16 protein-coding genes are annotated in these 22,814 nt (G+C 45.7%); 14 read left to right on the forward strand and 2 right to left on the reverse strand.

Annotated features, from left to right (window positions below; genetic code table 11):
• The first annotated feature begins 129 nt into the window (after positions 1–129).
• From QUA07_RS19385 to QUA07_RS19420, 8 genes are all read left to right on the forward strand, one after another.
• Positions 130–942: an ABC transporter ATP-binding protein gene (locus QUA07_RS19385; protein WP_333328007.1), complete on the forward strand. Its 813-nt coding sequence runs from the start codon at positions 130–132 to the stop codon at positions 940–942.
• 168 nt (positions 943–1,110) lie between these two features.
• Positions 1,111–1,848, forward strand: coding sequence for an ABC transporter ATP-binding protein (locus QUA07_RS19390; protein ID WP_333328009.1), 738 nt, complete (start codon positions 1,111–1,113; stop codon positions 1,846–1,848).
• The gene (locus QUA07_RS19395) at positions 1,845–2,705 is read left to right on the forward strand and encodes a DMT family transporter (RefSeq protein WP_333328012.1); all 861 of its coding nucleotides are present in this window, start codon (positions 1,845–1,847) and stop codon (positions 2,703–2,705) included. The genes QUA07_RS19390 and QUA07_RS19395 overlap by 4 nt, the downstream gene beginning before the upstream one ends.
• A gap of 173 nt (positions 2,706–2,878) precedes the next feature.
• Positions 2,879–6,886 (forward strand): cobaltochelatase subunit CobN, encoded by a 4,008-nt coding sequence (gene cobN, locus QUA07_RS19400; protein WP_333328015.1) that lies wholly within the window; start codon positions 2,879–2,881, stop codon positions 6,884–6,886.
• An 85-nt stretch (positions 6,887–6,971) separates the two neighbouring features.
• A complete protein-coding gene (locus tag QUA07_RS19405; protein ID WP_333328018.1) occupies positions 6,972–8,606 on the forward strand; it encodes a hypothetical protein in 1,635 nt (544 codons plus the stop codon).
• Between the two features lie 401 nt (positions 8,607–9,007).
• Entirely contained in the window at positions 9,008–9,928 is a 921-nt protein-coding gene (locus QUA07_RS19410; protein ID WP_333082018.1) for an NAD(+) kinase, read from the forward strand.
• 236 nt (positions 9,929–10,164) lie between these two features.
• The gene (locus QUA07_RS19415) at positions 10,165–10,650 is read left to right on the forward strand and encodes a hypothetical protein (protein ID WP_333328021.1); all 486 of its coding nucleotides are present in this window, start codon (positions 10,165–10,167) and stop codon (positions 10,648–10,650) included.
• Positions 10,651–10,818: 168 nt separating this feature from the next.
• Positions 10,819–12,795 (forward strand): carbamoyltransferase, encoded by a 1,977-nt coding sequence (locus QUA07_RS19420; protein WP_333328023.1) that lies wholly within the window; start codon positions 10,819–10,821, stop codon positions 12,793–12,795.
• Between the two features lie 3 nt (positions 12,796–12,798).
• Here QUA07_RS19420 and QUA07_RS19425 read toward each other — a convergent pair whose 3' ends face one another.
• Entirely contained in the window at positions 12,799–12,921 is a 123-nt protein-coding gene (locus QUA07_RS19425) for a hypothetical protein (protein WP_333328026.1), read from the reverse strand.
• Here QUA07_RS19425 and QUA07_RS19430 point away from each other — a divergent pair.
• The 5 genes from QUA07_RS19430 to QUA07_RS19450 are packed head-to-tail and all read left to right on the forward strand — an operon-like array spanning position 12,920 to position 17,409.
• Entirely contained in the window at positions 12,920–13,327 is a 408-nt protein-coding gene (locus QUA07_RS19430; RefSeq protein ID WP_333328029.1) for an SxtJ family membrane protein, read from the forward strand. The two genes, QUA07_RS19425 and QUA07_RS19430, sit on opposite strands and share 2 nt — an antisense overlap.
• Positions 13,328–13,492 (forward strand): DUF5989 family protein, encoded by a 165-nt coding sequence (locus QUA07_RS19435; RefSeq protein ID WP_190657062.1) that lies wholly within the window; start codon positions 13,328–13,330, stop codon positions 13,490–13,492.
• Between the two features lie 4 nt (positions 13,493–13,496).
• Positions 13,497–14,729 carry an SGNH/GDSL hydrolase family protein gene (locus tag QUA07_RS19440; protein WP_333328032.1) on the forward strand — a complete coding sequence of 411 codons (1,233 nt, stop codon included), beginning with the start codon at positions 13,497–13,499 and terminating at the stop codon, positions 14,727–14,729.
• Positions 14,730–14,742: 13 nt separating this feature from the next.
• A complete protein-coding gene (locus tag QUA07_RS19445) occupies positions 14,743–16,068 on the forward strand; it encodes a hypothetical protein (RefSeq protein WP_333328036.1) in 1,326 nt (441 codons plus the stop codon).
• A 6-nt stretch (positions 16,069–16,074) separates the two neighbouring features.
• Positions 16,075–17,409, forward strand: a complete 1,335-nt coding sequence (locus QUA07_RS19450; protein WP_333328039.1) for a hypothetical protein — start codon at positions 16,075–16,077, stop codon at positions 17,407–17,409.
• A gap of 67 nt (positions 17,410–17,476) precedes the next feature.
• Here QUA07_RS19450 and QUA07_RS19455 read toward each other — a convergent pair whose 3' ends face one another.
• The gene (locus QUA07_RS19455; protein ID WP_333082010.1) at positions 17,477–18,805 is read right to left on the reverse strand and encodes a hemolysin family protein; all 1,329 of its coding nucleotides are present in this window, start codon (positions 18,803–18,805) and stop codon (positions 17,477–17,479) included.
• A gap of 416 nt (positions 18,806–19,221) precedes the next feature.
• Here QUA07_RS19455 and mfd point away from each other — a divergent pair, with 416 nt between their 5' ends.
• Positions 19,222–22,785 carry a transcription-repair coupling factor gene (gene mfd, locus QUA07_RS19460; RefSeq protein ID WP_333328042.1) on the forward strand — a complete coding sequence of 1,188 codons (3,564 nt, stop codon included), beginning with the start codon at positions 19,222–19,224 and terminating at the stop codon, positions 22,783–22,785.
• The last annotated feature ends 29 nt before the right edge of the window (positions 22,786–22,814 follow it).

The following is a 22,814-nucleotide window of genomic DNA, read 5'->3' on the forward strand; positions in this document are numbered from 1 at the left end:
GCGATCTAAATTTGTGCTTGCCCGTGGTGCAATCGATCGCCCTAAATACTGCTTAAAAAGGGTGACTTTAAGAACATTCGGCAGTCTAAGGCATAATTAGATATCTTATATTCGTTCTATGATGTGTTTATGATTTCCGAACCCCTTACCCTCTCAACAAGCAATCCTGTTTTAGCGGCAAAAGGATTAACTCGTCGTTTTGGCGGTTTAATTGCTGTAAACAACGTATCTTTTACAGTTGAAAAACACGAAATTTTTGGATTAATCGGCCCTAACGGCGCGGGCAAGACAACTCTATTTAATCTAATGACTGGACTGATACCTGCTTCTAGTGGCAACCTGATTTATCAAAATGAAAATATTTCCCAATTGAAGCCTTATCAAATTGCTAATAAAGGTATTGCCAGAACTTTTCAAAATATCCGGTTGTTTGGGGAACTTTCTGCTGTGGAAAATGTGGCGATCGCCCGACACATCCACAGTCGATCGGGCAATCCAGTTTTATCGGTGCTGGCGGGGATTTTCGGCTTGCCAGCATCTAACGCAATGGAACGCAAAACCCAGCGAAAAGCCTTAGAATTGTTGGATTTAGTCGGATTGGGCGATCGCGCGGGCGAACAAGCCAAAAACTTGGCCTACGGCGACCAGAGGCGCTTAGAAATTGCCCGCGCTTTAGCCTTAGAACCGCAAATACTCTTGTTAGATGAACCGGCAGCGGGCATGAATCCCAATGAAAAGCACAAATTAAGCGAATTTATCCGAGAAGTACGCCAGCAATTCAATTTAACTGTAATATTGATCGAGCATCATGTACCGCTAGTTATGGGGTTGTGTGATCGGATTGCCGTGTTGCATTTCGGTCAGCTTATTGCTTTGGGAGAACCTGCTGTTGTGAGAAATGACCCGGCGGTGATTGAGGCTTATTTGGGAGATGAAACGTAGAAATTGTAAATGTTTGCCTGCTCTGACGGGGAACGAGTAAAATTAATAGTTAGCCTTAAATGAATCTTCCAGCCCTCTTAAGAGGAATTTAGCTATGAGCCAGGTTTCAACCCCTGGTTCACTGCTGGAAAAGAGACAGTTTTGTTATCAAAAATCCCGTCACACAAAATGCAAGATAGCCCACCTAAAACACACCAAAACATCCTCTTAGAAATCAAAAATGTTTCTGTAAATTATGGCGGAATTCAAGCCATACAAAATATTAATCTCACGATTAATGCAGGCGAGGTTGTCAGTCTCATCGGTGCCAACGGTGCGGGCAAAAGTACCACCCTGAGAGCGATTTCTAAAATAGTTAATTTGCGGCAAGGACAAATTATTTATAGCGGGCGCGATATTAGCCGCCGCCAAGCTCACGAAGTTGTGAAATTGGGAATCGCCCACAGTCCCGAAGGGCGGCGGGTTTTGGCCCAGCAAACTGTGTTAACTAACTTGGAATTGGGGGCCTATATTCGATCGGACTCGGCGGCAGTAAAAGCCGATTTAGATCGCCAATTTGAGATATTTCCGCGCCTAGCAGAAAGGCGCCGCCAGCTAGCAGGAACCCTCAGCGGCGGGGAACAGCAAATGCTGGCGATCGCCCGTGCGCTGATGAGTCGCCCGAAGCTGCTATTATTAGACGAGCCTAGTTTAGGTTTAGCACCTGCGATCGTCAAAGAAATTTTTGCAATCATTCAAAACTTGCGCTCTACGGGCGTTACAATCCTTTTAGTGGAACAAAACGCCAGTTTAGCACTGCAAATTGCCGATCGGGGTTACGTGCTAGAAGCTGGTAATATTACTCTCACAGGTATTGGAGCGGATTTGCTAAACGACGAGCGAGTCAGGAGCGCATATTTAGGATGATGTGGTTAATTTTGGCAAGTTTGAGCGCTTTTTTTGAAGCAGTAAAAGATGTTGTTAGCAAGCACAACCTGAAAGCAAACGACGAATATGTCGTAACTTGGTCGCTAACATTTTTTACAGCAGCCTTTTTAACTCCCTTGCTATTTATTATAGAAATACCTCCCTTAAACCAGCAATTTTGGATAGCTTTGTTAATCGGAGGCACCATGAACGCCGTCATTGCTCTCCTCTACATTAAAGCCATCAAACTGTCGGATTTATCCCTCGCCGTGCCACTGGTAGCTTTGACGCCCTTATTCATGCTGCTGACTTCACCGTTAATTGTCGGTGAATATCCCAACTTTTTTGATGGTATTGGAGTTTTTCTCATAGTCATGGGATCTTATCTATTAAACATCAAAGAAAAATCTCAAGGCTACTTAGCCCCATTCAAAGCACTTCTGCACCAACCCGGGTCAAAATTGATGTTACTCGTAGCTTTTCTCTGGAGTATTACCACAAATTTTGACAAAATCGGCGTGCAAAACTCTTCCCCGATTTTTTGGGTGTTCGCTTTATTGACGAGTATGAGTGTCCTATTGCTGCCAGTTTTACTGCACAAAACCTCTAACCCCAAGCGCCAAATTATCCAATACTTACCGATGCTAATGGCAACGGGGTTTTTCAATGCTTTAGGAGTCATTTTTCAGATGCAAGCTTTGACAATGACTTTAGTCGTGCAAGTAATAGCACTTAAGCGTACCAGCGTATTAATGGGTGTACTGTTCGGCCATTTCATTTTCAAGGAAAAAGATATTCAGGAAAGATTTTTAGGGGCTGCTATCATGATGGGAGGAGTTTTATTTATAACATTATAAAATTTTCATATTTTATGTAATTTGGTTCGCGGCCTCGGAATGCAAGTCCTCTCCAAAATCCTACGACTTACATTCCGAGGCTGCGAACGCTTTTTTCGTGGCATAATTAAGCGAGAGGCTGTGCCTCTGAGACTTCGTTTAATTTCGACTTGTTATATATAGAGGAAAAATTAATGCACAAAATAGCCGCCACACCGGGAGGTTGGAACCCTCAAGCAGAAGGAGTAATTTTTATTCAGCAAACCCCAGCACCAATAGTATTTATTAGTGCTGCTGACACCGACATTCAAACACTCGCGGCCGCCGCCTCCAAAATGCCTGCCGAATTCCCCAAAATGCGCGCAGTAAACCTGCTTCAGTTGCAGCAACAACTAACAATTGATACTTATGCCGAGGAAGTTTTAGAACGCGCAGAGGTAATAATCTTAAGACTTTTAGGAGGGCGTTCTTATTGGTCTTACGGGTTAGAAATTCTGCGAGAAACGGTGCAAAAAACTAACGCCTCACTGATTGTAATGCCGGGAGAAGACAGTCCCGATCCAGATTTAATCAGCCATTCCAATGTATCGCTGTCAGCAGTCAATAAACTGTGGCGCTATTTCACAGAAGGCGGAGTCCAAAACTTTGTTAATGCACTAAAATTTGCCGCCGATACTTGCCTCAAAACTGCTTATAATCCGCCCCTACCTCAAACAGTTTCCCGCGTCGGAATTTACGAATGGGGCGGAGAAGCGGGGGCGTGTTTTGCAACTTTACAACCAGATTCAGATCCCCCTAAATCCCCCTTAACAAGCGGGACTTTGACAACTTCTTCCTCCCCCCTTATTAAGGGGGGCTGGGGGGGATCTCCGGGTTTACCAACCGACGCTGATCCCCCTAAATCCCCCTTAACAAGCGGGACTTTGACAACTTCTTCCTCCCCCCTTATTAAGGGGGGCTGGGGCGGATCTCCGGGTTTACCAACTACATCTAAAGTCGGAATTTTATTTTATCGCGCTCATTATTTATCAGGAAACTTAGCACCAATTGATGCACTTTGTCAAGCTCTAGCAGAGCGAAACTTAGTACCGATTCCCGTCTTTGTGTCTTCTCTGCGGGAACCAGATTTGCAAATAGAATTGCTGGAATATTTCCAGCCAAAAGAATCAGAACCAATTCAATTATTGCTAAACACTACAAGTTTTGCAGTCTCCGGTTTTAGCAGCCAAGAACCGGCACAAAACAGCTTAAAATCCTTAGACGTTCCAGTATTGCAAGCAATCTTCAGCGGTGGCGGTTTGGAACAGTGGGAAACGGAACTTCAGGGACTTTCGCCCCGCGATGTGGCGATGAATGTAGCATTGCCGGAAGTAGACGGAAAAATCATTACTAGGGCGGTTTCTTTTAAAGCCGTACAGACTTGGAACAGCGAATTAGAAACAGATGTAGTAGGCTATGTAGCAGCGGGCGATCGCATTTCATTTGTAGCAGATTTAACCGCGAATTGGGTGAAGATGAAACAAACCCCAGCCACTAACAGACGCATTGCCATAATTCTCGCAAATTACCCCACTCGCAACGCCCGCTTAGCCAACGGCGTCGGCTTAGATACGCCCGCTAGCTGTGTCGAAATCCTCAAAGCTATGCAGCAAGCTGGCTATCAAATTGAAAACATCCCCGCTAGCGGCAACGAGTTAATTGAACTGTTAACTTCTGGGGTGACAAATGACCCGGAAGGACGCGAATTGCGCCCTGTTCATCAATCATTGGATTTGGCAGAATATGAAGAATATTTTGCTACTTTGCCGCAGGAAGTGCAAGATGGGATTTGTAAAAGATGGGGGATTCCGGGAAGCTATGCACAAGACTTTATAAGTAACAATACGTCTTTTCCGATTCCGGGTATTCAGTTCGGTAATGTATTTGTAGGAATTCAACCATCGCGGGGATATGAACTTGACCCCGCCTTAAATTATCATGCCCCAGACTTAGAACCCACTCATAATTATTTAGCTTACTATTATTGGCTGCGAGAAAAATTTGGAATTGACGCTATAATTCATGCCGGAAAACACGGCAATTTAGAATGGCTTCCCGGTAAAAGTATAGCATTGTCTAACAAATGTTATCCAGAAGTAGCATTAGGCGCAATGCCGAATTTTTATCCTTTCATTGTCAACGATCCGGGGGAAGGTTCCCAAGCAAAAAGACGATCGCAAGCTGTGATTATCGACCACCTGACACCGCCGATGACTCGCGCCGAACTCTACGGGCCTTTGCAGCAGTTGGAAACCTTAATTGATGAGTATTGTGAAGCCCAAAGTTTAGATCCGTCCAGATTGCCCATGATTCGCGATCGCATTCTCGCCCTCACCAACAAAGAAAACTTAGATAAAGACTTAGGAATACAACTAAATAAATCGGAATTTACAGAATTTATCACCCGCACAGACGGCTATCTTTGCGAACTCAAAGAATCCCAAATCCGCGACGGATTGCACATTTTCGGTCAGTGTCCCGAAGGTAGACAGTTGAGAGATTTGATAATTGCGATCGCCCGCCATCCTACCAACGGGCGATCGGGCTTAACCCGCGCCCTAGCAGAAGACTCAGGCTACGATTTCGACCCCTTAACCTGCGATCCAACGTCGATAATTCAGCACCGCATAGCAGGCGATTTAACAGCAGAACTCGAAGAAAAAGCCGCTGAATTAGTAGATAAATTAATCGAAAACATCCGAGTTCATCCGCGTTCATCTGCGGTTAAAAATATCCAAATAGGAGAAACAACCAAACAAGAATTAGACTGGATAAATAACTATCTTTTACCTTCACTCCTCCAAACAAACCAAGAAATTACCAACCTTTTGCGCGGACTAGATGGGCGGCACATACCAAGCGGCGCATCCGGCGCGCCCACTCGCGGCCGACCAGATGTATTGCCCACCGGTCGCAATTTTTACTCAGTAGATATCCGCGCCATTCCCACAGAAACCGCCTGGAGAGTTGGCAGAGTTGCTGCTGAAACTTTAATCGAAAGATACACCCAAGAAAACGGCGAATATCCGAAAACTTTGGGTTTGTCAGTGTGGGGAACATCCACGATGCGGACGGGGGGAGACGACATCGCCGAAGCCTTGGCGCTGATAGGAGTTCAACCAGTTTGGGATGGCCCTTCGCGCCGGGTTGTAGATTTTGAAATCTTGCCAATTTCTGTTTTGGGGCGGCCGCGAGTTGATGTTACTTTGCGAATTTCTGGCTTTTTCCGCGATGCTTTTTTTAATTTAATTGATTTGTTTGACAGTGCGGTAAAAGCTGTGGCAGATTTAGACGAATCGGCAGAAGACAACCCTTTAGCCGCACAAGTTAAGGAAGAGATTTTGTATTGGGAATCTACAGGTTTGAGTCAGGAAGAGGCGCAAGGGCGATCGCAATTTCGAGTCTTTGGCTCAAAACCGGGTGCTTACGGCGCAGGACTTCAAGGCATCATTGAAGCTCAAAACTGGACAGACGACAGCGATTTAGCAAAAGCTTACATTAATTGGAGCAGTTACGCCTATACCTCCTCTAGTTCCTCAAATTTGCCGGGAGATGTAGCAGGAGTTAAACAGAGTGAATGGGGAGGTTCTGCACCCGAAGCATTTGAAAAACGCCTCGGCCAAATGCAAATAGTTCTGCAAAACCAAGACAACCGCGAACACGACATCCTCGACTCCGATGATTATTATCAATTCCAAGGCGGAATGACGGCTGCAATTCGCAATTTGCAAGGCAAAAATCCTGAAACCTATTTCGGAGACAATTCAATTCCTGAAAATCCAAAAGTGCGACAACTCACAGAAGAAATTGCGCGGGTTTATCGCAGTAGGGCTGTGAATCCCAAATGGATAGAAGGTGCGATGCGCCACGGTTACAAAGGTGCTTTTGAAATTGCAGCAACAGTTGATTTTTTGTTTGCTTACGATGCTACGGCAAATTGTGTAGAGGATTTTATGTATGAAGGAATCGCAGAGGCTTACATTTTTGATGAGAAAGTGCAGACATTTATTCAAGAAAACAATCCTTGGGCACTGCGAGATATGGCGGAGAGATTGCTAGAAGCTCGTCAGCGGGGGTTGTGGGAGAGTGCGAACCAGGATACATTGGATAAATTGAGGTCGATCGCCCTGCAAGCCGAAGCCGTCATCGAATCCCATACATAAATACTCAAAACGTCACGATCGTCGCAGCAGAGGAATCGCGGCTTGCGGTAATATCTAGTAATGTTTCGCGATCGCTGAAAGCTTTATGATTCGCCGCTACATTGCTAGCATCAGCACCAGCATCCTCAAACGTACCTGCGCCGCAGCCGCTGTATTAGCCGTAACTTTGGGATGTTCGTCAACGAAGCCGCCCAACACCGCAGCGCCATCGGGTTCGATCGACGAATCCGCCGTCCTAGCGCAGTCCCCAACGTCTCTGTTAGCTCAAAACCCCAACAAAACCAGAAAATCCCTCAGCCTTCCCTCTTGCCCGCAAAACGATGCCTTCACGGAGTCAGTTAACTTTGCCACCCAAGCTTCTAATTTGGCTCAATCAGCCAATTCAAAACAAGACTGGGACGAAGTAGCTGCCCTGTGGGTGCAGGCCGTCGCCTGGATGCAAGCCGTTCCCCCCGGCAGTCCCAGACGGGCGTTTGCGGAGAAAAAAGTAATCGAGTACATGAGAAACCTGGTTTATTCCCAGCAGCAAGCGAGCGCAACCAGATCGCAAGCCAGTACAGTCAGCTTCAGCAGCGATTTGCTCAACGAACAACTACAACTTTACCTATCCTACGTTGCTGCGGTCGGCCCACCAGATGTTTTGATTGTCGGCAGTTCCCGCGCATTGCAGGGCGTCGATCCCAGACAGCTAAAACAATCTTTGGCCCAAAGGGGCCGTCCGGGCTTAAAAGTATTTAACTTTTCAGTCAATGGCGCAACTGCACAAGTCGTTGACTTTCAACTACGGCGGCTTTTGAAGCCCGGTCATTTGCCTCAAATGATTGTCTGGGCTGATGGTGTGCGGGCATTTAACAGCGGCCGGGACGATCGCACTTTTAATTCGATCGTCGATTCTGAAGGCAGCCAACTTTTAGCAGCAGGCATTCGCCCCGAACTGCTGTCCGATGAATTCAACGAGATTCCGATGTGTTACAGATTCCCGCAGCCCTGCGCTAACAACAATTTCCGCAAAGCATTTACCTCTATTGATCGACAGTCCAGTGGAACGGGCATCTTGCCCGTTGCCTCAAATGCTACAGGCGGGCAAGACACCCACCCCCCAATCAAATTCCTCTCCAGTGGAAGAACGGGCATTTTGCCCGTTGCCTCAAATGCTGCAAGATATGAGGTACAACCGATCGCAGCGGATGCAGCAACTCAAAAAACACAATTGATTCCAGTCTCGCGACGCACAACAGTAGCCCTCAGACAACTCAACCAATTGGCAGATTCGATCGACTCCAACGGATTCATGGCGATGTCGGGCACTTACAACCCCAACACTTATTATCGAGAACGCGCTTACGTTTCAGGTCAGTACGATCGCGACTACGAAAACTTTAACCTCGGAGGCAAACAAGCAGCAGCCTTTAACTCAGTTGTAGCATTTACCAAAGCTCGCAAAATTCCCCTAATTTTCGTCAATTTGCCCCTCACCGACGACTACTTAGACGGAACTCGCCTGCGGGCAGAACAGCAGTTCCGGCAGAGAATGCAGCAACTCTCGCGGCAAAAAGGCTTCGCTTTCCGCGACTTGTCGCAGCGGTGGCCGGGCCGCAATGACTATTTTGTTGACCCCAGCCACCTCAACCGCTTTGGGGCGATCGCCGTTTCTCGCTTACTCGCGGCCGATTCCAGCATTATCTGGCCACGGCCCAAATCCAGCCGCAGCGAGGGGTGAAGGAAGTTCGGCAACGGATTCTGTAACGGATGTAGCGGATATAACGGATGTCAGTCCGATGGAAGTCGGAAGAAGGAAGATGTGGAAATGCAGTCATAATATTTTTTATTCCCGGCTTTCTTTTTACCAGGCAGATCCTGGTAACGCAGATCCACAGGCTCTGCCTCGCAATACTCAAAAATAGTTTAAAATCTAACCTGATGCCCAAAACCAATTTGTGCGATCGAACATTTTAAGATATTTCACTCAGCCTAAAATCTAACAATCAAAAATCCATAGATTGTGAGTTCACTCTAAAATCTAACAATCCAAAATCCAAAATCTAAAATCGATAGGTTGTGAGGTCACTCTAAAATCTAACAATCCAAAATCCAAAATCTAAAATCTAAAATCGATAGGTTGTGCAACTAAAACAAGTAATTATCGCCCACAAAGCCAGAGATACCCTTAGCCAGCGGTGGGCAGAACAATGTGCCCGCCAATTAGAAAGTCGCGGGTGTCAGGTTTTAATGGGGCCAAGTGGCCCGAAAGATAACCCGTATCCGGTGTTTTTAGCTTCTAGTAACAGCCCAATTGATTTAGCGGTAGTGCTGGGGGGTGACGGTACGGCCCTAGCTGCCGCGCGGAATTTGGCGGCTGACGGCATCCCGATTTTGGCAGCGAATGTGGGGGGACATCTGGGTTTTTTAACCGAGTCTTTTGAGGATTTCCAAAATACTGAGGAGATTTGGGACAGACTTTCGGAAGATAGGTATGCTGTGCAGAAGCGGATGATGTTGCAGGCAACAGTTTTTGAGGGAAACAGAAGCAATCTCGAACCCCAAAGCGATCGATTTTTGGCACTAAATGAAATGTGTGTCAAACCTGCTTCAGCCGATCGAATGCCGAGCTGTATTCTAGAAATGGAAGTTGACGGCGAAGTAGTCGATCAGTATCAAGGCGACGGTTTAATTGTGGCAACTCCCACCGGTTCGACTTGCTACACCGCATCTGCCAACGGGCCGATTATGCACTCGGGAATGGAGGCGATCGCGGTTACTCCGATTTGCCCTTTGAGTTTATCCAGTCGGGCGATCGTCCTCCCGCCCGGTTCAGTCGTCAGCATTTGGCCTTTAGCAGATTACGAACTCAGTACCAAACTCTGGACTGACGGGATTTTAGGTACTGCAATTTGGCCAGGACACCGCGTAGACGTGCGGAGGGCAGACTGCGAAGCCAAGTTTATCATTTTGCGGGAAAATTATTCTTATTTCAACACTTTGAGGGAAAAACTTCACTGGGCAGGAGCCAGAATTCGGTACAGCAACAATCACCGCAATTAATCCGAATCATTCAATAGACACCGCAAGAATTGCCAGTCTTGAACAGGCAGGATGCCTGTTCCACAATAATAATGATTGGAGAGGTCTAATATCAACCCGCATTAACCCGTGGGGCCAGTAAGCGTGAAAAAACCTGTTAAATCACCAACAATCTAGATACAAAAACCACCCTCAGCCAACCCATAATCTTTGTACTTTGTTAAGATCGCTCAATATCTTGACAAACAGCCTGATCTATGCAGCTTTTCAAAAAATCAACCCGACCTTTCAACCCTCAAGATACATATCCCTGTCCCGTGTGCCGCACCGGTCAAATTTATACCATGCCGATGATGGACGCCCTAGCTTGCAACTTCTGCCAGCACATTTATACCGCAAGCGTTGAAAGACAATCGCTCCAAATGGCAGATCGCCAACCGCCCGTAACTTGGCACTGGAACGGCAAACAGTGGATAGGATCCCACCTCGAAGGCGTAGAATTCGGATGGCCCTACTGGGCAGCGGCTCTGGGTCTAATTTTCCTTCCCACTACTTTGCTGGGACTTTCAGCTTACTATTTTCCCCCGGTTCCCGGCAGCCGGTTGTCGTGGCTGCCCGTAGCTTGGACAGGCTTAGCTTTTTTGTCCCATTTAGGCATTGTGCTGTGGTTGGTAGGTGAATTTTATCAATTCCCGGTGGTAACTTACTTCAGAGCTTGGGGGCGCAGGATAAGCCGACGCTAGCTTGATGCTCTCAAAAACCCGATCGCCCCAGGACGGTGCACCGACATCAATCCAGGTAAAATTAGAGGCGATCGCAAAATTCAATTCCCAATCAGCACTTATGCAGCTATAATCGTTAGCTATTCTAAATAGTCAAAAGCAAACGCATTGCGATTTGTGAGGAGAGCGATGAACATACTTGGAATCTCGGCGTACTATCACGACAGCGCCGCAGCCTTAATTCGCGACGGAGAAATTATAGCAGCAGCGCAGGAAGAAAGATTTTCCCGCAAAAAGCATGACGCCAGATTCCCTAAGAATGCGATCGCTTATTGCTTGAAAGAAGCGAACATAGATTTGCGGGAAGTCGATCGAATAGTCTTTTACGACAAACCTTTAGTCAAATTCGAGCGCCTTCTCGAAACCTATTTAGCCTACGCACCCCAAGGTTTTCGCTCTTTCCTAGCAGCCATGCCGATATGGCTCAAAGAAAAGCTTTACCTCAAAACCATGCTCAAAAGAGATCTGGCAGCAATAGCAAACTGCAAAACGAATAAACTGCCATCTCTGCTATTTACCGAACACCACCAATCCCACGCAGCATCGGCATTTTTTCCCAGCCCCTTTGAAAAAGCAGCCGTTTTGTGCCTCGACGGCGTGGGCGAGTGGGCCACAACCTCGGTTTGGTTGGGAGACGGGAACCAACTGACACCTCAGTGGGAAATCGATTTTCCCCACTCCTTGGGTTTGCTTTATTCAGCTTTCACCTATTACACCGGCTTCAAAGTCAACTCTGGTGAATACAAACTCATGGGTTTAGCTCCTTACGGCGAACCCAAGTATGTAGACAAAATTCTCAACTATTTAATCGACCTCAAAGATGACGGAACTTTTCGTTTGAACATGGATTATTTCAACTATACAGTTGGCTTAACCATGACAAACAAGAAGTTTGACGAACTATTTGAAGGGCCGCCGCGTCAAGCTGAAGGAAAATTGACTCAGCGAGAAATGGACATTGCAGCTTCCATTCAAGTTGTTACCGAAGAAGTTGTTTTGCGGCTGTGCAGAACAGTTAAAAAAGAATTGGATGTCGATTATCTTTGTCTTGCCGGCGGCGTTGCTCTCAACTGTGTTGCTAACGGCAGACTCTTGCGGGAAGGTATTTTCAAAGATATTTGGATTCAGCCGGCAGCCGGAGATGCTGGCGGTGCTTTGGGCGCGGCTTTGGCGATTTGGTATCAGTATTGCGAACAAACTCGCACTGTGAGCGCGAACTCGACAGCAAATAGTATAGAATCCCTCAAAACTGAACTGATCACGACAAACGTAGCGGTTGAGGAGAGGACTGAAGTTCTCACTGCAAACCCAGCGGTGGCAACTGTGGCGAAGTCGGTTGCTCATTTAACTTGTCACGATCAAATGCGCGGCTCATATTTGGGGCCGAGGTTTACTGACGCAGAAATTCTCGAATATTTGGATGCTGTCAAAGCCAGCTATCACCGATTGGATGATGCCGAATTAATGCCACAGTTGGCGGAGATTTTGGAACAGGGAAATGTGGTGGGATGGTTCCAGGGGCGGATGGAATTTGGGCCGCGGGCTCTGGGCGGTCGATCGATCATTGGCGATCCCCGCAGTGCTAAAATGCAGTCCGTGATGAACCTGAAAATTAAATATCGGGAATCATTTCGACCTTTTGCTCCGTCAATCTTAGCCGAACGAGTTGCGGATTATTTCGAGATTGACCATTCTAGTCCTTATATGCTATTGGTAGCACCTGTCAAATCCAGTCTCCGCATTCCGATGACTCCCGAACAAGAGCAGTTGTTTGGCATTGAAAAGCTCAACATTCCGCGATCCGAGATTCCGGCTGTCACCCACGTCGATTACTCGGCTCGCATTCAAACTGTTCACAAAGAAACGAATCCTCGCTACTATGACTTAATCAGCCATTTTGAAAAGCGATCGGGCTGTTCTATTGTGGTAAATACTTCTTTCAACGTTCGAGGCGAACCCATTGTTTGCACTCCAGAGGATGCTTACCGCTGTTTCATGCGAACCGAAATGGACTATCTGGTTTTGGAAAATTACTTGCTTCCCAAGTCCGAACAAATTCCTTGGAAACAAGATGATGCTTGGAAAAATGAATTTGAACTAGATTAATTATTAGTCAGTTGGCAGTGGGCAGTGGTGAGTTGTTAGTGGGCAATTGTCATTCTTCCTTCTTCCCTCTTCCTTCTTCCCTCTTCCTTCTTCCCTCTTCCTTCTTCCTTCTTCCTTCTTCCCCATGAGCGACGAAATTAAAAAACTCGACAAAAAAGGCTTGCGCGATTTCGGGCTGCTAATTGGCGGCTTGATTGGAGTGCTGTTCGGTTTAGCAGTACCTTTACTGCGGCGGCATTCTCTACCTTGGTGGCCTTGGGCAATCTGCGGAGTGCTAGTGCTGCTAGCATTGGTGGCGCCAAAATCGCTGAATCCCGTTTATCACGCGTGGATGCGCTTTGGACTTATTCTTAACAAAATCGAAACGCCGATCGTCCTAGGGATAGTTTTTTACCTGATAGTTTGGCCGATGGGAGTGCTCAAAAACTTTTTCGGCGAAGATGCAATGCGGCGAAAACTAAATCCGAAAATGGATACTTACCGCGTCCCAAGTAAAGCAAGAACAAAAGTTAGTATGGAGCGTCCTTTTTAAGTGTTTGAAGCAACTTTAGATTTTCTCAAAGATTTGTGGGCGTTTATGAAAGAACGCCAAAAGTATTGGCTGTTGCCGCTCATTGTGACTTTAGTCTTTTTGGGAGCTTTGATTGTATTGAGTCAGGGTTCTGTGATTGCTCCATTTATTTACACGCTGTTTTGAAATAATGAGCAAGTTGAAAAATTTGGGTGTCAATTTGGGCTTGACACTCGGTGGTTTATTGATGGGGGTGGTAATTGGCGAAATTGGATTGCGAGTTGCTAAAGTTGAGGGCTATCCAAAAATAGGAGATTTCGTAGACTCGGCGCCAACTCGTTTCCACACTTCCGATCCAAATTTGGGCTGGAAGCTGAAACCGGGCGCGTCGGGGGAGTGGAATGGGGAAGGTGCGAGTTTTGTGCAGGTGAATAGCGAGGGTTTGCGCGATCGTGAACATACAAAAGCAAAACCTCCAAATACTTTGCGCGTTGCGGTTTTGGGCGATTCTTTCACCGAAGCAATTCACGTACCTGTCGAACAAACTTTCTGGTCAAAATTGGAACGAAAGTTAGGCAACTGCGAAGCTGTTAAGGGACGCAAAAATGTTGAGGTAATGAATTTCGGGGTGCAGGGCTACGGTACTGCTCAAGAATTGATAATGCTGCGCAAAAAAGTATGGGATTACAGTCCTGATATTGTAATTCTTGCTTTTTTTATTGGCAATGATGTGATAAATAATTCGCCGCAATTGGAATACGATCGCTACCGACCATTTTTTGCTTATGATGCTAGCGGCAAGTTAGTACCGGATATGTCTTTTCGCAATCTGGCGCCGATCGACCGCAACGAAAGAGCAGTTTCCTTTGTAGACCGGATGCCCAGTTTGATCGTCAACAATTCGCGCATTTTGCAAGTCATTAAAAAGGTAGACTTAGATCGGAAAAAGCGGGAGTTGTCCGGGCATTTTACCACTTTAAGTACCCTGAACCTCAAGGAACCTCAAAATGCAGCTTGGGAAGAGGCGTGGAGGGTGACAGAGGGTTTGATTGTGACGATGCGGAATGAAGTCGTGCAGAAAAATGCTGATTTTTTGGTGGTGACAATCGGCGATCCGATGCAAGTTAGACCGGAGGCCGATCGGCGAAAAAATTTTATGAAAAAAAACAACATTCAGGATTTGTTTTATCCCGATAGGCGGCTGGAAAATTTGGGCGCGCGCGAGGGTTTTCGGGTACTAAATTTATCGGAACAGATCCAAGGTTACACTGAAAAATATCAAGTCTGCGCCCACGGTTTTGATAATTCTGTACCCTGTGGGGGTCACTGGAATGAACTCGGACACCGACTGGCTAGTATCCTGATTAACCGAAATTTGTGCGAAAATTTGAAGCAGTCTCAAGTACCCAAAAAACAACCGTAATCAGTCAAATTTCATGAAAGATTCAACGGCTTTGAAAAAAGGCAAAAACATATTAATTATAGTCGCGGTTAATTTGGCGCTCGCCTTTATTTGTCTGGAAGCTTTATCGCTAGCTTTTTATTTTATCAACCAAAAGCAGTTTTTTTATACCAGAACTAAAGCCAAAGAAAAAGTAGTAGAAGATATTGAAAGGATCGGCATTAGACTTGATGAATCTATCGTAGAAAGACTGCACCCACTTTTTGGTTACGTGCTAAAACAAGGGGCTTTTACCAATAAAAAATTAAAGTTAAAAGTCAACAAAGACGGCTTTTTTTCACTCTACGAATATCCGTTTATTAAAACCAATAAAAATCAAGTTATTATCGGAGTTTTTGGGGGTTCAGTTGCGAATAACTTTGCAGTCGATGAATACGTAAATCGCAGATTGTCTAACAAATTGAAGAGTTATCCAGAATTTGCCAATAAGGAAATTATTGTCTTAAATTTTGGCAACGGGGGCTACAAACAGCCCCAACAATTATTAATTTTAAATTACTTTCTGGCGTTGGGTCAAGAGTTAGATTTAGTCATAAATATTGATGGTTTTAACGAAGTAGCACTGTCAAATTTAAACAACAAAGCCCAAGTAGAAATAGGAATGCCCAGCGTTCAGCACATACAGCCTCTGACTGGTTTAGCTAGCAACAACTTGTCACCGGAAGCGATGAGTTCGATCGTGCAAATTAACGAAAACAAAAAACAGTTGAAAGCAGGTATTGACAAATTGCAAACTTGTCAACTTGCTTTGTGTCACGCTGTCACCTCGCTACAGGTGAAACAATTAGTCAACAATTACCAGCAAGCCGTTGTCAAGTACGATTCGCAAGTCAAACAATCCAGCCCAGACACCGCAAATAGCGGTATAGTATACATTCCCAAAGCTGACTTTGTTTTGCAGGATGCCGCTGCTTTTGACAAAATGGCATCGATGTGGTATCAATCGTCGATCGGGATGAATCAAATTTTATCAAGTAGAAAGATTAAGTATTTTCACTTTCTCCAGCCCAACCAGTATTATCCCACTAAGCGAGCGTTTACCGCCAAGGAAAACGAAATTGCGATCGACCAGAAGAGTCCTTACATTGAAGGTGTGAAAAAAGGTTATCCAGTATTGTTGTCCAAAGTCGATGATTTGCAAAAAGCTGGGGTTAATGTTTTTAGCGCAGTGAATATTTTAGACAATACAAAAGAAACGGTTTACAAAGATGCCTGCTGCCACTATAATTCTGTCGGAGACGAAGTATTGGCCAACTATGTTTCTAGTTCCATTATTAAAGTAGTAAGAGAGTCGAAATAGAGGTTTATGAAAGATTTAAATTTTCTCAGAAAAGGACAAGGATTTCTAAAAATAGCTTTGATTAACTTAGCGATTTTACTGGTTTTCCTCGAGCTTGGCTCCTTGGCATGGTATTTTGTCAAGCACAAGCAATTTTTCTATACTAGAGAAAAGACGCAAGATAAGTCGGCTTTAGGAATTAATTTAGAAGGAGTGCGGCTGAATCAGTCTATTGTTGAAAGGTTTCATCCTTTTTTTGGGTTCATTCAGAAACCCAGCGCTGATTTTAGACCTGGTTTTAAAGTCAATAATTATGGATTTATTTCTCCTTATGATTACCCATTGAAAAAAACAAATAAAAATCAATTTATTATCGGAGTTTTTGGCGGTTCTGTGGCTTCTAATTATGGAGTATTTGAAGTTCAAAACAAAATTTTACCTCAATACCTAAAGCAGCTTCCGGGTTTGAAAGATAAAGAATTTGTAATTTTGTCTTTTGCTACCGGAGGCTACAAACAACCGCAGCAATTATTAATTTTAAACTATTTTTTGGCTTTAGGGCAAGAACTGGATCTGGTTGTCAATATAGATGGTTTTAATGAAGTAGCACTTTCTAATTTAAACAATAAAAATCAAGTCGATTTGGCGATGCCAAGCATTCAGCATATTTTGCCGCTGACTAGCTTGGCGAATAATAGCCTTTCTACCAAAGCGATGAAAGCAACTATCAGAATCCAAGAAAATAAAGCTAGGATTAGTCAGGGTTTGGAACGCTTACAAAACTGTTCTTTAGCTGCGTGCGATGCTTTAACTTCTGTTTACGTTCAAAATCTAGTTAATAACTATAAAACCGATGTCATTAAGTTTGAGAAAGAACGGACTCAACCAAAAAAAGATGACAGTGGCAGCGTTATTTATATCAATACTAATAAGTCAGTTTTACAGGATTCAGTAGCTTTTCAAGAAATGGCGTTAAATTGGGCAAAAAGTTCAATTTTTATGCACAAAGTCCTGTCGGCTAGTAATGTGCCTTATTTTCATGTTCTTCAGCCTAATCAATATTATCAGACGAAAAGGGTGTTTGGTGAAGCCGAAAAGCAGATTGCTTTTAACAAGGATACTCCTTATGCTAAATCTGTACAAATTGGATATCCGGCTCTTTTCAAGAAGTTTCCGAATTTGGAAAAAAATAATATCACTCTAGTGAATGCGGTTAATGTTTTTGACAAGACTAAAGAAGCTGTTTATGTAGATAGCTGCTGCCACTACAATCAAGCTGGAGAGGTGGTTTTTAGCAATTATCTGGGCCGTTCTATTCTGGAATCTTTGCGGAAAGATGAGGCTAGAAGCAAAAAGAAGTAGGTCTGAAATATCCGCTGAATGGTGGATGTAGGGTGCGCCTAGCGCACCTTACCGCTGAGTTTAAATTTTAGGTTTTTGCTTGGGTTTTAGGTCGATCGCCCGTTGAGTCGATCGGCATTACCAAGATTTTATCAACTCGATTCCCGTCCATATCGACTACTTCCACGCGCAAACCGTTCCACTCAAAATGCTCTGCTGCTGTGGGAATTTTGCCCAAATTTGTAATCACAAAACCGCCCATTGTGTGGTAACTTCCTTTGTGTTCTGCTGACTCTTCGATTCCAAATAGCTCAAAAAAATCTTCGACTGCTAGCATTCCGTCTAACAGCCAAGAACCGTCTTCGCGCTGCACGGTTTGAGGTTCGTCAGCATCTTCAATCGAGGGAAAGTCGCCAACGAGTTCCACTAAAATGTCGTTGACTGTAACCAATCCTTGAATGACGCCGTATTCGTCTACTACCAAGGCAATTTGATTGCTAGATTGTTTGAAAAGTTCTAATACTTTTAAACCTCGCGTGCTTTCCGGTACAAATAACGGTCGTCGTAAAGAAGCGCTTAAATCTAGCGGTTGACCAGTTAAAGTCCGAGACAGCATATCAGTAACGTGTACTAAACCGACAACGTTGTCGAGTCCTCCCTGACACACGGGAAACCGAGAATGACCACTGCCGAGCATTTTTTGGCGGTTTTCTTCCACTGAGTCGTCGAGGTCGAGCCAGGTAAGATCGGGACGCGGAGTCATTAAGGCGCTGACTCGCCGATCGCCCAAACGAAACACTCTTTCCACCATATCTTGTTCGGCTTCTTCAAAGGTTCCGGCTTCTGTTCCTTGCTCGATCAAAACTTTAATTTCTTCCTCTGTAACTTGCGGTTCTGTAGAAGGCACAATCCCCATGATCCGCATCACTAAGTCAGTGGAATAACTTAACAGAAAAACCGCCGGAGCGCCAATTTTTGAGAGCATTCGCATGGGAATTGCTACGCTTGAGGCGATGGGTTCCGGGTTGTTGAGCGCTAGCCGCTTCGGCACAAGTTCGCCGATAATTAGGGTCAGATAAGTGATCGTTAAAACTGCTACTACTGAGGCGATCGTCTGAGAGTAGGGCGCGAGGGCAGGGATCAGCCGCAACAAAGGCTCTACCCTTCTAGAAATCGTCGTTTCTCCGAAAGCGCCCGACAGAATGGCCAGCATCGTAATCCCGATTTGAACTGTCGGCAAGAACTGATTGGGGGCATTAGCCAGATCCAAAGCTACGCGGGCATTGATCGAACCTTGGTTGGCCATCTGTTGCAGTCTCACCTTCCGTACAGAGATGATGGCCATCTCTGACATCACAAATAAGCCATTGAGGAAAACCAGTAGGAGAACAATCAGAATATCGGTACTTGGGGACATTTCTAAAATTTTCGGTAGTAACGGCAAAGCGCTGTGCCCGGTTAGTCGATTTTAGATTTTAGATTTTAGATTGACGACGCCGCCAGTATCTGGGGGATTTCCCTAATGTCTAAAATTCTTCGATCTTCACAACTTGAGTCGGGGGCTTGTATCCGTCTTTGGGTGCAGTCACAGGAGAGGTCTGGAAGCTGCGAATCTCGATCGCAAAATCGAAATTTTTTCTAAGCCTGGCCCTATATTAACGGAACTGGCTCGATCGCGATCGCAGGATCGACATATTAAAGCAGAAATCTATCTCTAGTTAAGTTCCCATGCGTCAACAGCAGAGCGGCACAATCATGGATGTTTGTCGTACAATCTCCTTAACAGGCAAAGGGAAAGAGCCTTCGCCGATCAGGGATTAAAATTAAAAGCGCATGACTTTCTCTTCAATAATTCGTACCCTGGGCCGATCGCCCCTAGCAACAGAACTCCTCAACAAGCTCAAGCGCCATCGCTACGTGCAACTGTCCGGCATCGCCCGTTTGCCTAAAGCTTTGGTAGCTTCCGCCCTCGCACAGCAAGAGGGGCGAAACTTATTGACCGTTACGGCTACTTTAGAAGAAGCCGGCCGCTGGGTTGCCTCTTTAGAGGCGATGGGCTGGCAAACCGTACATTTTTACCCGACTTCGGAGGCTTCACCCTACGAGCTATCTTACTCCGACGAGAACGAAATGACTTGGGGGCAAATGCAGGTGCTAGCGGATTTGGTCGAGAAACAAGAAACAAACGCTAATTCTAAGCCGATCGCGATTGTAGCTACCGAAAGAGCTCTCCAGTCTCACTTGCCCCCACCTGCTGCTTTTGAACCCTACTGTCTGACGCTGAAGCGAGGTGCGGTTCAAGACTCAAAGATACTGGATCGTCAACTGGTGTCGATGGGGTACGATCGGGTGACTCTCGTGGAAATGGAGGGCCAGTGGAGTCGCCGGGGTGATATTGTCGATGTGTTTCCGGTAGCGGCGGAGTTGCCGGTGCGGCTGGAATGGTTCGGAGATAATTTGGAGCAAATTCGGGAGTTCGATCCGTCTTCCCAGCGATCGCTCGATAAGGTCGATCGATTAGTTTTAACTCCCACTAATTTTAACACAATTATTAAAGCAGTTTTATCTGAAAAAAATATTGACGAAATTAACCAACTAGGCTCTGTAGACCCAGAAAATGAAGCCGAAAAATTTGTCCGCAGGCTGTTGGGTTTAGCGTTCGAGCAACCTGCATCTTTGTTGGATTATTTGACAGAAAATACTTTAGTTGTTATTGACGAACCGCAAGGGTGCGAAGGTCACAGCGACCGCTGGTATGAGAATGCACAGGAACAGTGGAATAATTGCAATCGGGAATCGGCAGTTGCTGGTGAGGCTACAGAAAAATTGCCAATTGCTAATTTTAAAGTTCCAAAAATTCACCGCACGTTTGCTGAATCTATGGCAGATGTCGCAGCTTTCGAGCGGCTAGAACTTTCAGAATTGGCAGAAGATTCTACTACTAAAAAAATTCAAAACTCTGCCGAGAGTGACCAGCTACCGTCTGCGATTAATTTGGCTTCTCGGCCTGTGCCGGTGATGCCTCACCAATTTGCGAAGCTGTCTCAAATGCTCAGGGAAGAGCGCGATCGGGGTTTTACCATTTTTCTGGTTTCGGCTCAACCGAGTCGATCGGTTTCTCTGCTGTCGGAACACGACTGTCCGGCTCAGTTTGTGGTGAATCCACGCGATTATTTGGCGATCGACAAGTTGCAATTGCAGCACGTTCCGGTTGCTTTGAAGTACAGCGGGCTGGCCGAATTGGAAGGTTTTATTCTGCCGACTTTTCGGATAGTTTTAATTACCGATCGGGAATTTTACGGTCAGCATTCTCTCGCTACTTTTAGCTACGTCCGCAAGCGCCGTCGTGCTGCTTCTAAGCAAGTAGACCCGAATAAATTAAGCCCTGGTGATTATGTGGTTCACCGCCAGCACGGAGTGGGCAAATTTATCAAGTTGGAACGTTTGACGATCGATCGCGAAACTCGCGAATATTTGGTGCTTCAATACGCTGACGGTACTCTGAGAGTGGCGGCCGATCAATTGGGCGCTTTGTCGAGGTTTCGGACTGTAGGCGATAAAGTACCGGATCTCAACAAGCTGACAGGCCAAACTTGGGAAAAAACTAAAACAAAGGTTCGCAAAGCTGTTAAAAAATTGGCAGTGGATTTGCTGAATCTTTATGCTAAAAGAGCTAAACAAACAGGTTACGCTTTTCCTCCTGATATGCCTTGGCAACAAGAGTTAGAGGATTCTTTTCCTTACCAGCCAACGCCGGATCAGTTGAAGGCAACTCAGGATGTGAAACGCGACATGGAGGGCGATCGACCGATGGATCGCTTGGTCTGTGGCGATGTCGGTTTTGGTAAGACAGAAGTTGCTCTGAGAGCAATTTTTAAGGCGGTTACGGCGGGCAAGCAGGTGGCTTTGCTCGCGCCGACGACGATTTTGACCCAACAGCACTATCACACGCTCTCTGAGCGTTTTTCCCCTTATCCGATCGAAGTTGGTTTGCTCAATCGCTTTCGGACGGAAACCGAGCGCCGGGAGATTCACAAGCGTTTGGCGACTGGGGAATTAGATGTGATTGTCGGTACTCAAGCTGTTTTGAGCAAGGCGATTAAATTTCGGGATTTGGGCTTGTTGGTGGTGGATGAAGAACAGCGGTTTGGAGTTAAGCAAAAGGAAGCAATTAAATCTCTCAAAACAGAGGTAGATGTTCTGACTTTGACAGCAACGCCGATTCCCCGGACTTTGTATATGTCCCTGTCGGGGATTCGCGAGATGAGTTTGATTGCGACTCCGCCTCCCAGCAGACGCCCGATTCAGACGCATTTGGCTCCCTATAACGCAGAAACGGTGCGCTCGGCAATTCGTCAAGAGTTGGACAGGGGCGGTCAGGTGTTTTACGTGGTGCCGCGGATTGAGGGGATTGATGAGTTGGCCGCTCAGTTGCAGGAGATGGTTCCGTCTGCCAGAATTGCGATCGCCCACGGTCAAATGGAGGCGTCGGAACTAGAATCAATCATGCTGACTTTCAGTGCGGCAGATTTCGATATTTTGGTGTGTACGACGATTATTGAGTCGGGTTTGGATATTCCGCGAGTCAATACTATTTTAATTGAAGACGCGCAGAAGTTTGGTTTGGGTCAGCTTTACCAGTTGCGGGGACGGGTGGGACGCGCGGGGATTCAAGCTCATGCTTGGCTGTTTTATCCCAAGCAGAACCAACTTTCTGATGCTGCAAGGCAGCGGCTGCGGGCAATTCAAGAGTTTGCCCAGTTGGGTTCTGGCTATCAGTTGGCTGTCCGAGATATGGAAATTCGCGGTTCGGGTGATGTTTTGGGTACTGAACAATCTGGTCAAATGGAGGCGATCGGTTTTGATTTGTATGCTGAAATGTTAGAGGAAGCTATTCGGGAAATTAAGGGTCAGGAAATTCCGAAAGTTGAGGACGCGCAAATTGACCTAACTTTGACGGCGTTTATTCCTGCCGATTACATCGCAGATTTGGATCAAAAGATGAGCGCTTACCGGTCTGTGGCTTCTGCTAATACTCCTGAAGAATTACAGCAGATTCAGGCTGATTGGTGCGATCGCTATGGGCCAATTCCTCTGCCAGCCCAGCAACTTATCCGTGTGGTCGAACTCAAACAAATTGCTAAAAAAATCGGTTTTTCTCGTATCAAACCGGAGAATAAGCAGAACATAGTTTTGGAAACGGCGATGGAAGAGCCTGCTTGGAATTTGCTCAAGGCTAATTTGCCGGAACATTTGCGCTCTCGTTTTGTCTACAGCAAGGGGAAGGTTACTATTCGAGGTATGGCGGTTTTAACGGCCCAAAAGCAATTGGATAATTTGATTGATTGGTTGGGTAAAATGCAGGGCGCTTTGCCGGAAGCAAATGTTGGATTTTAATATATAATCCCCAAATCTAGCGCACCGCC

This window comes from Microcoleus sp. T3_A4 (assembly GCF_036700465.1).
Classification (GTDB): domain Bacteria; phylum Cyanobacteriota; class Cyanobacteriia; order Cyanobacteriales; family Microcoleaceae; genus Microcoleus.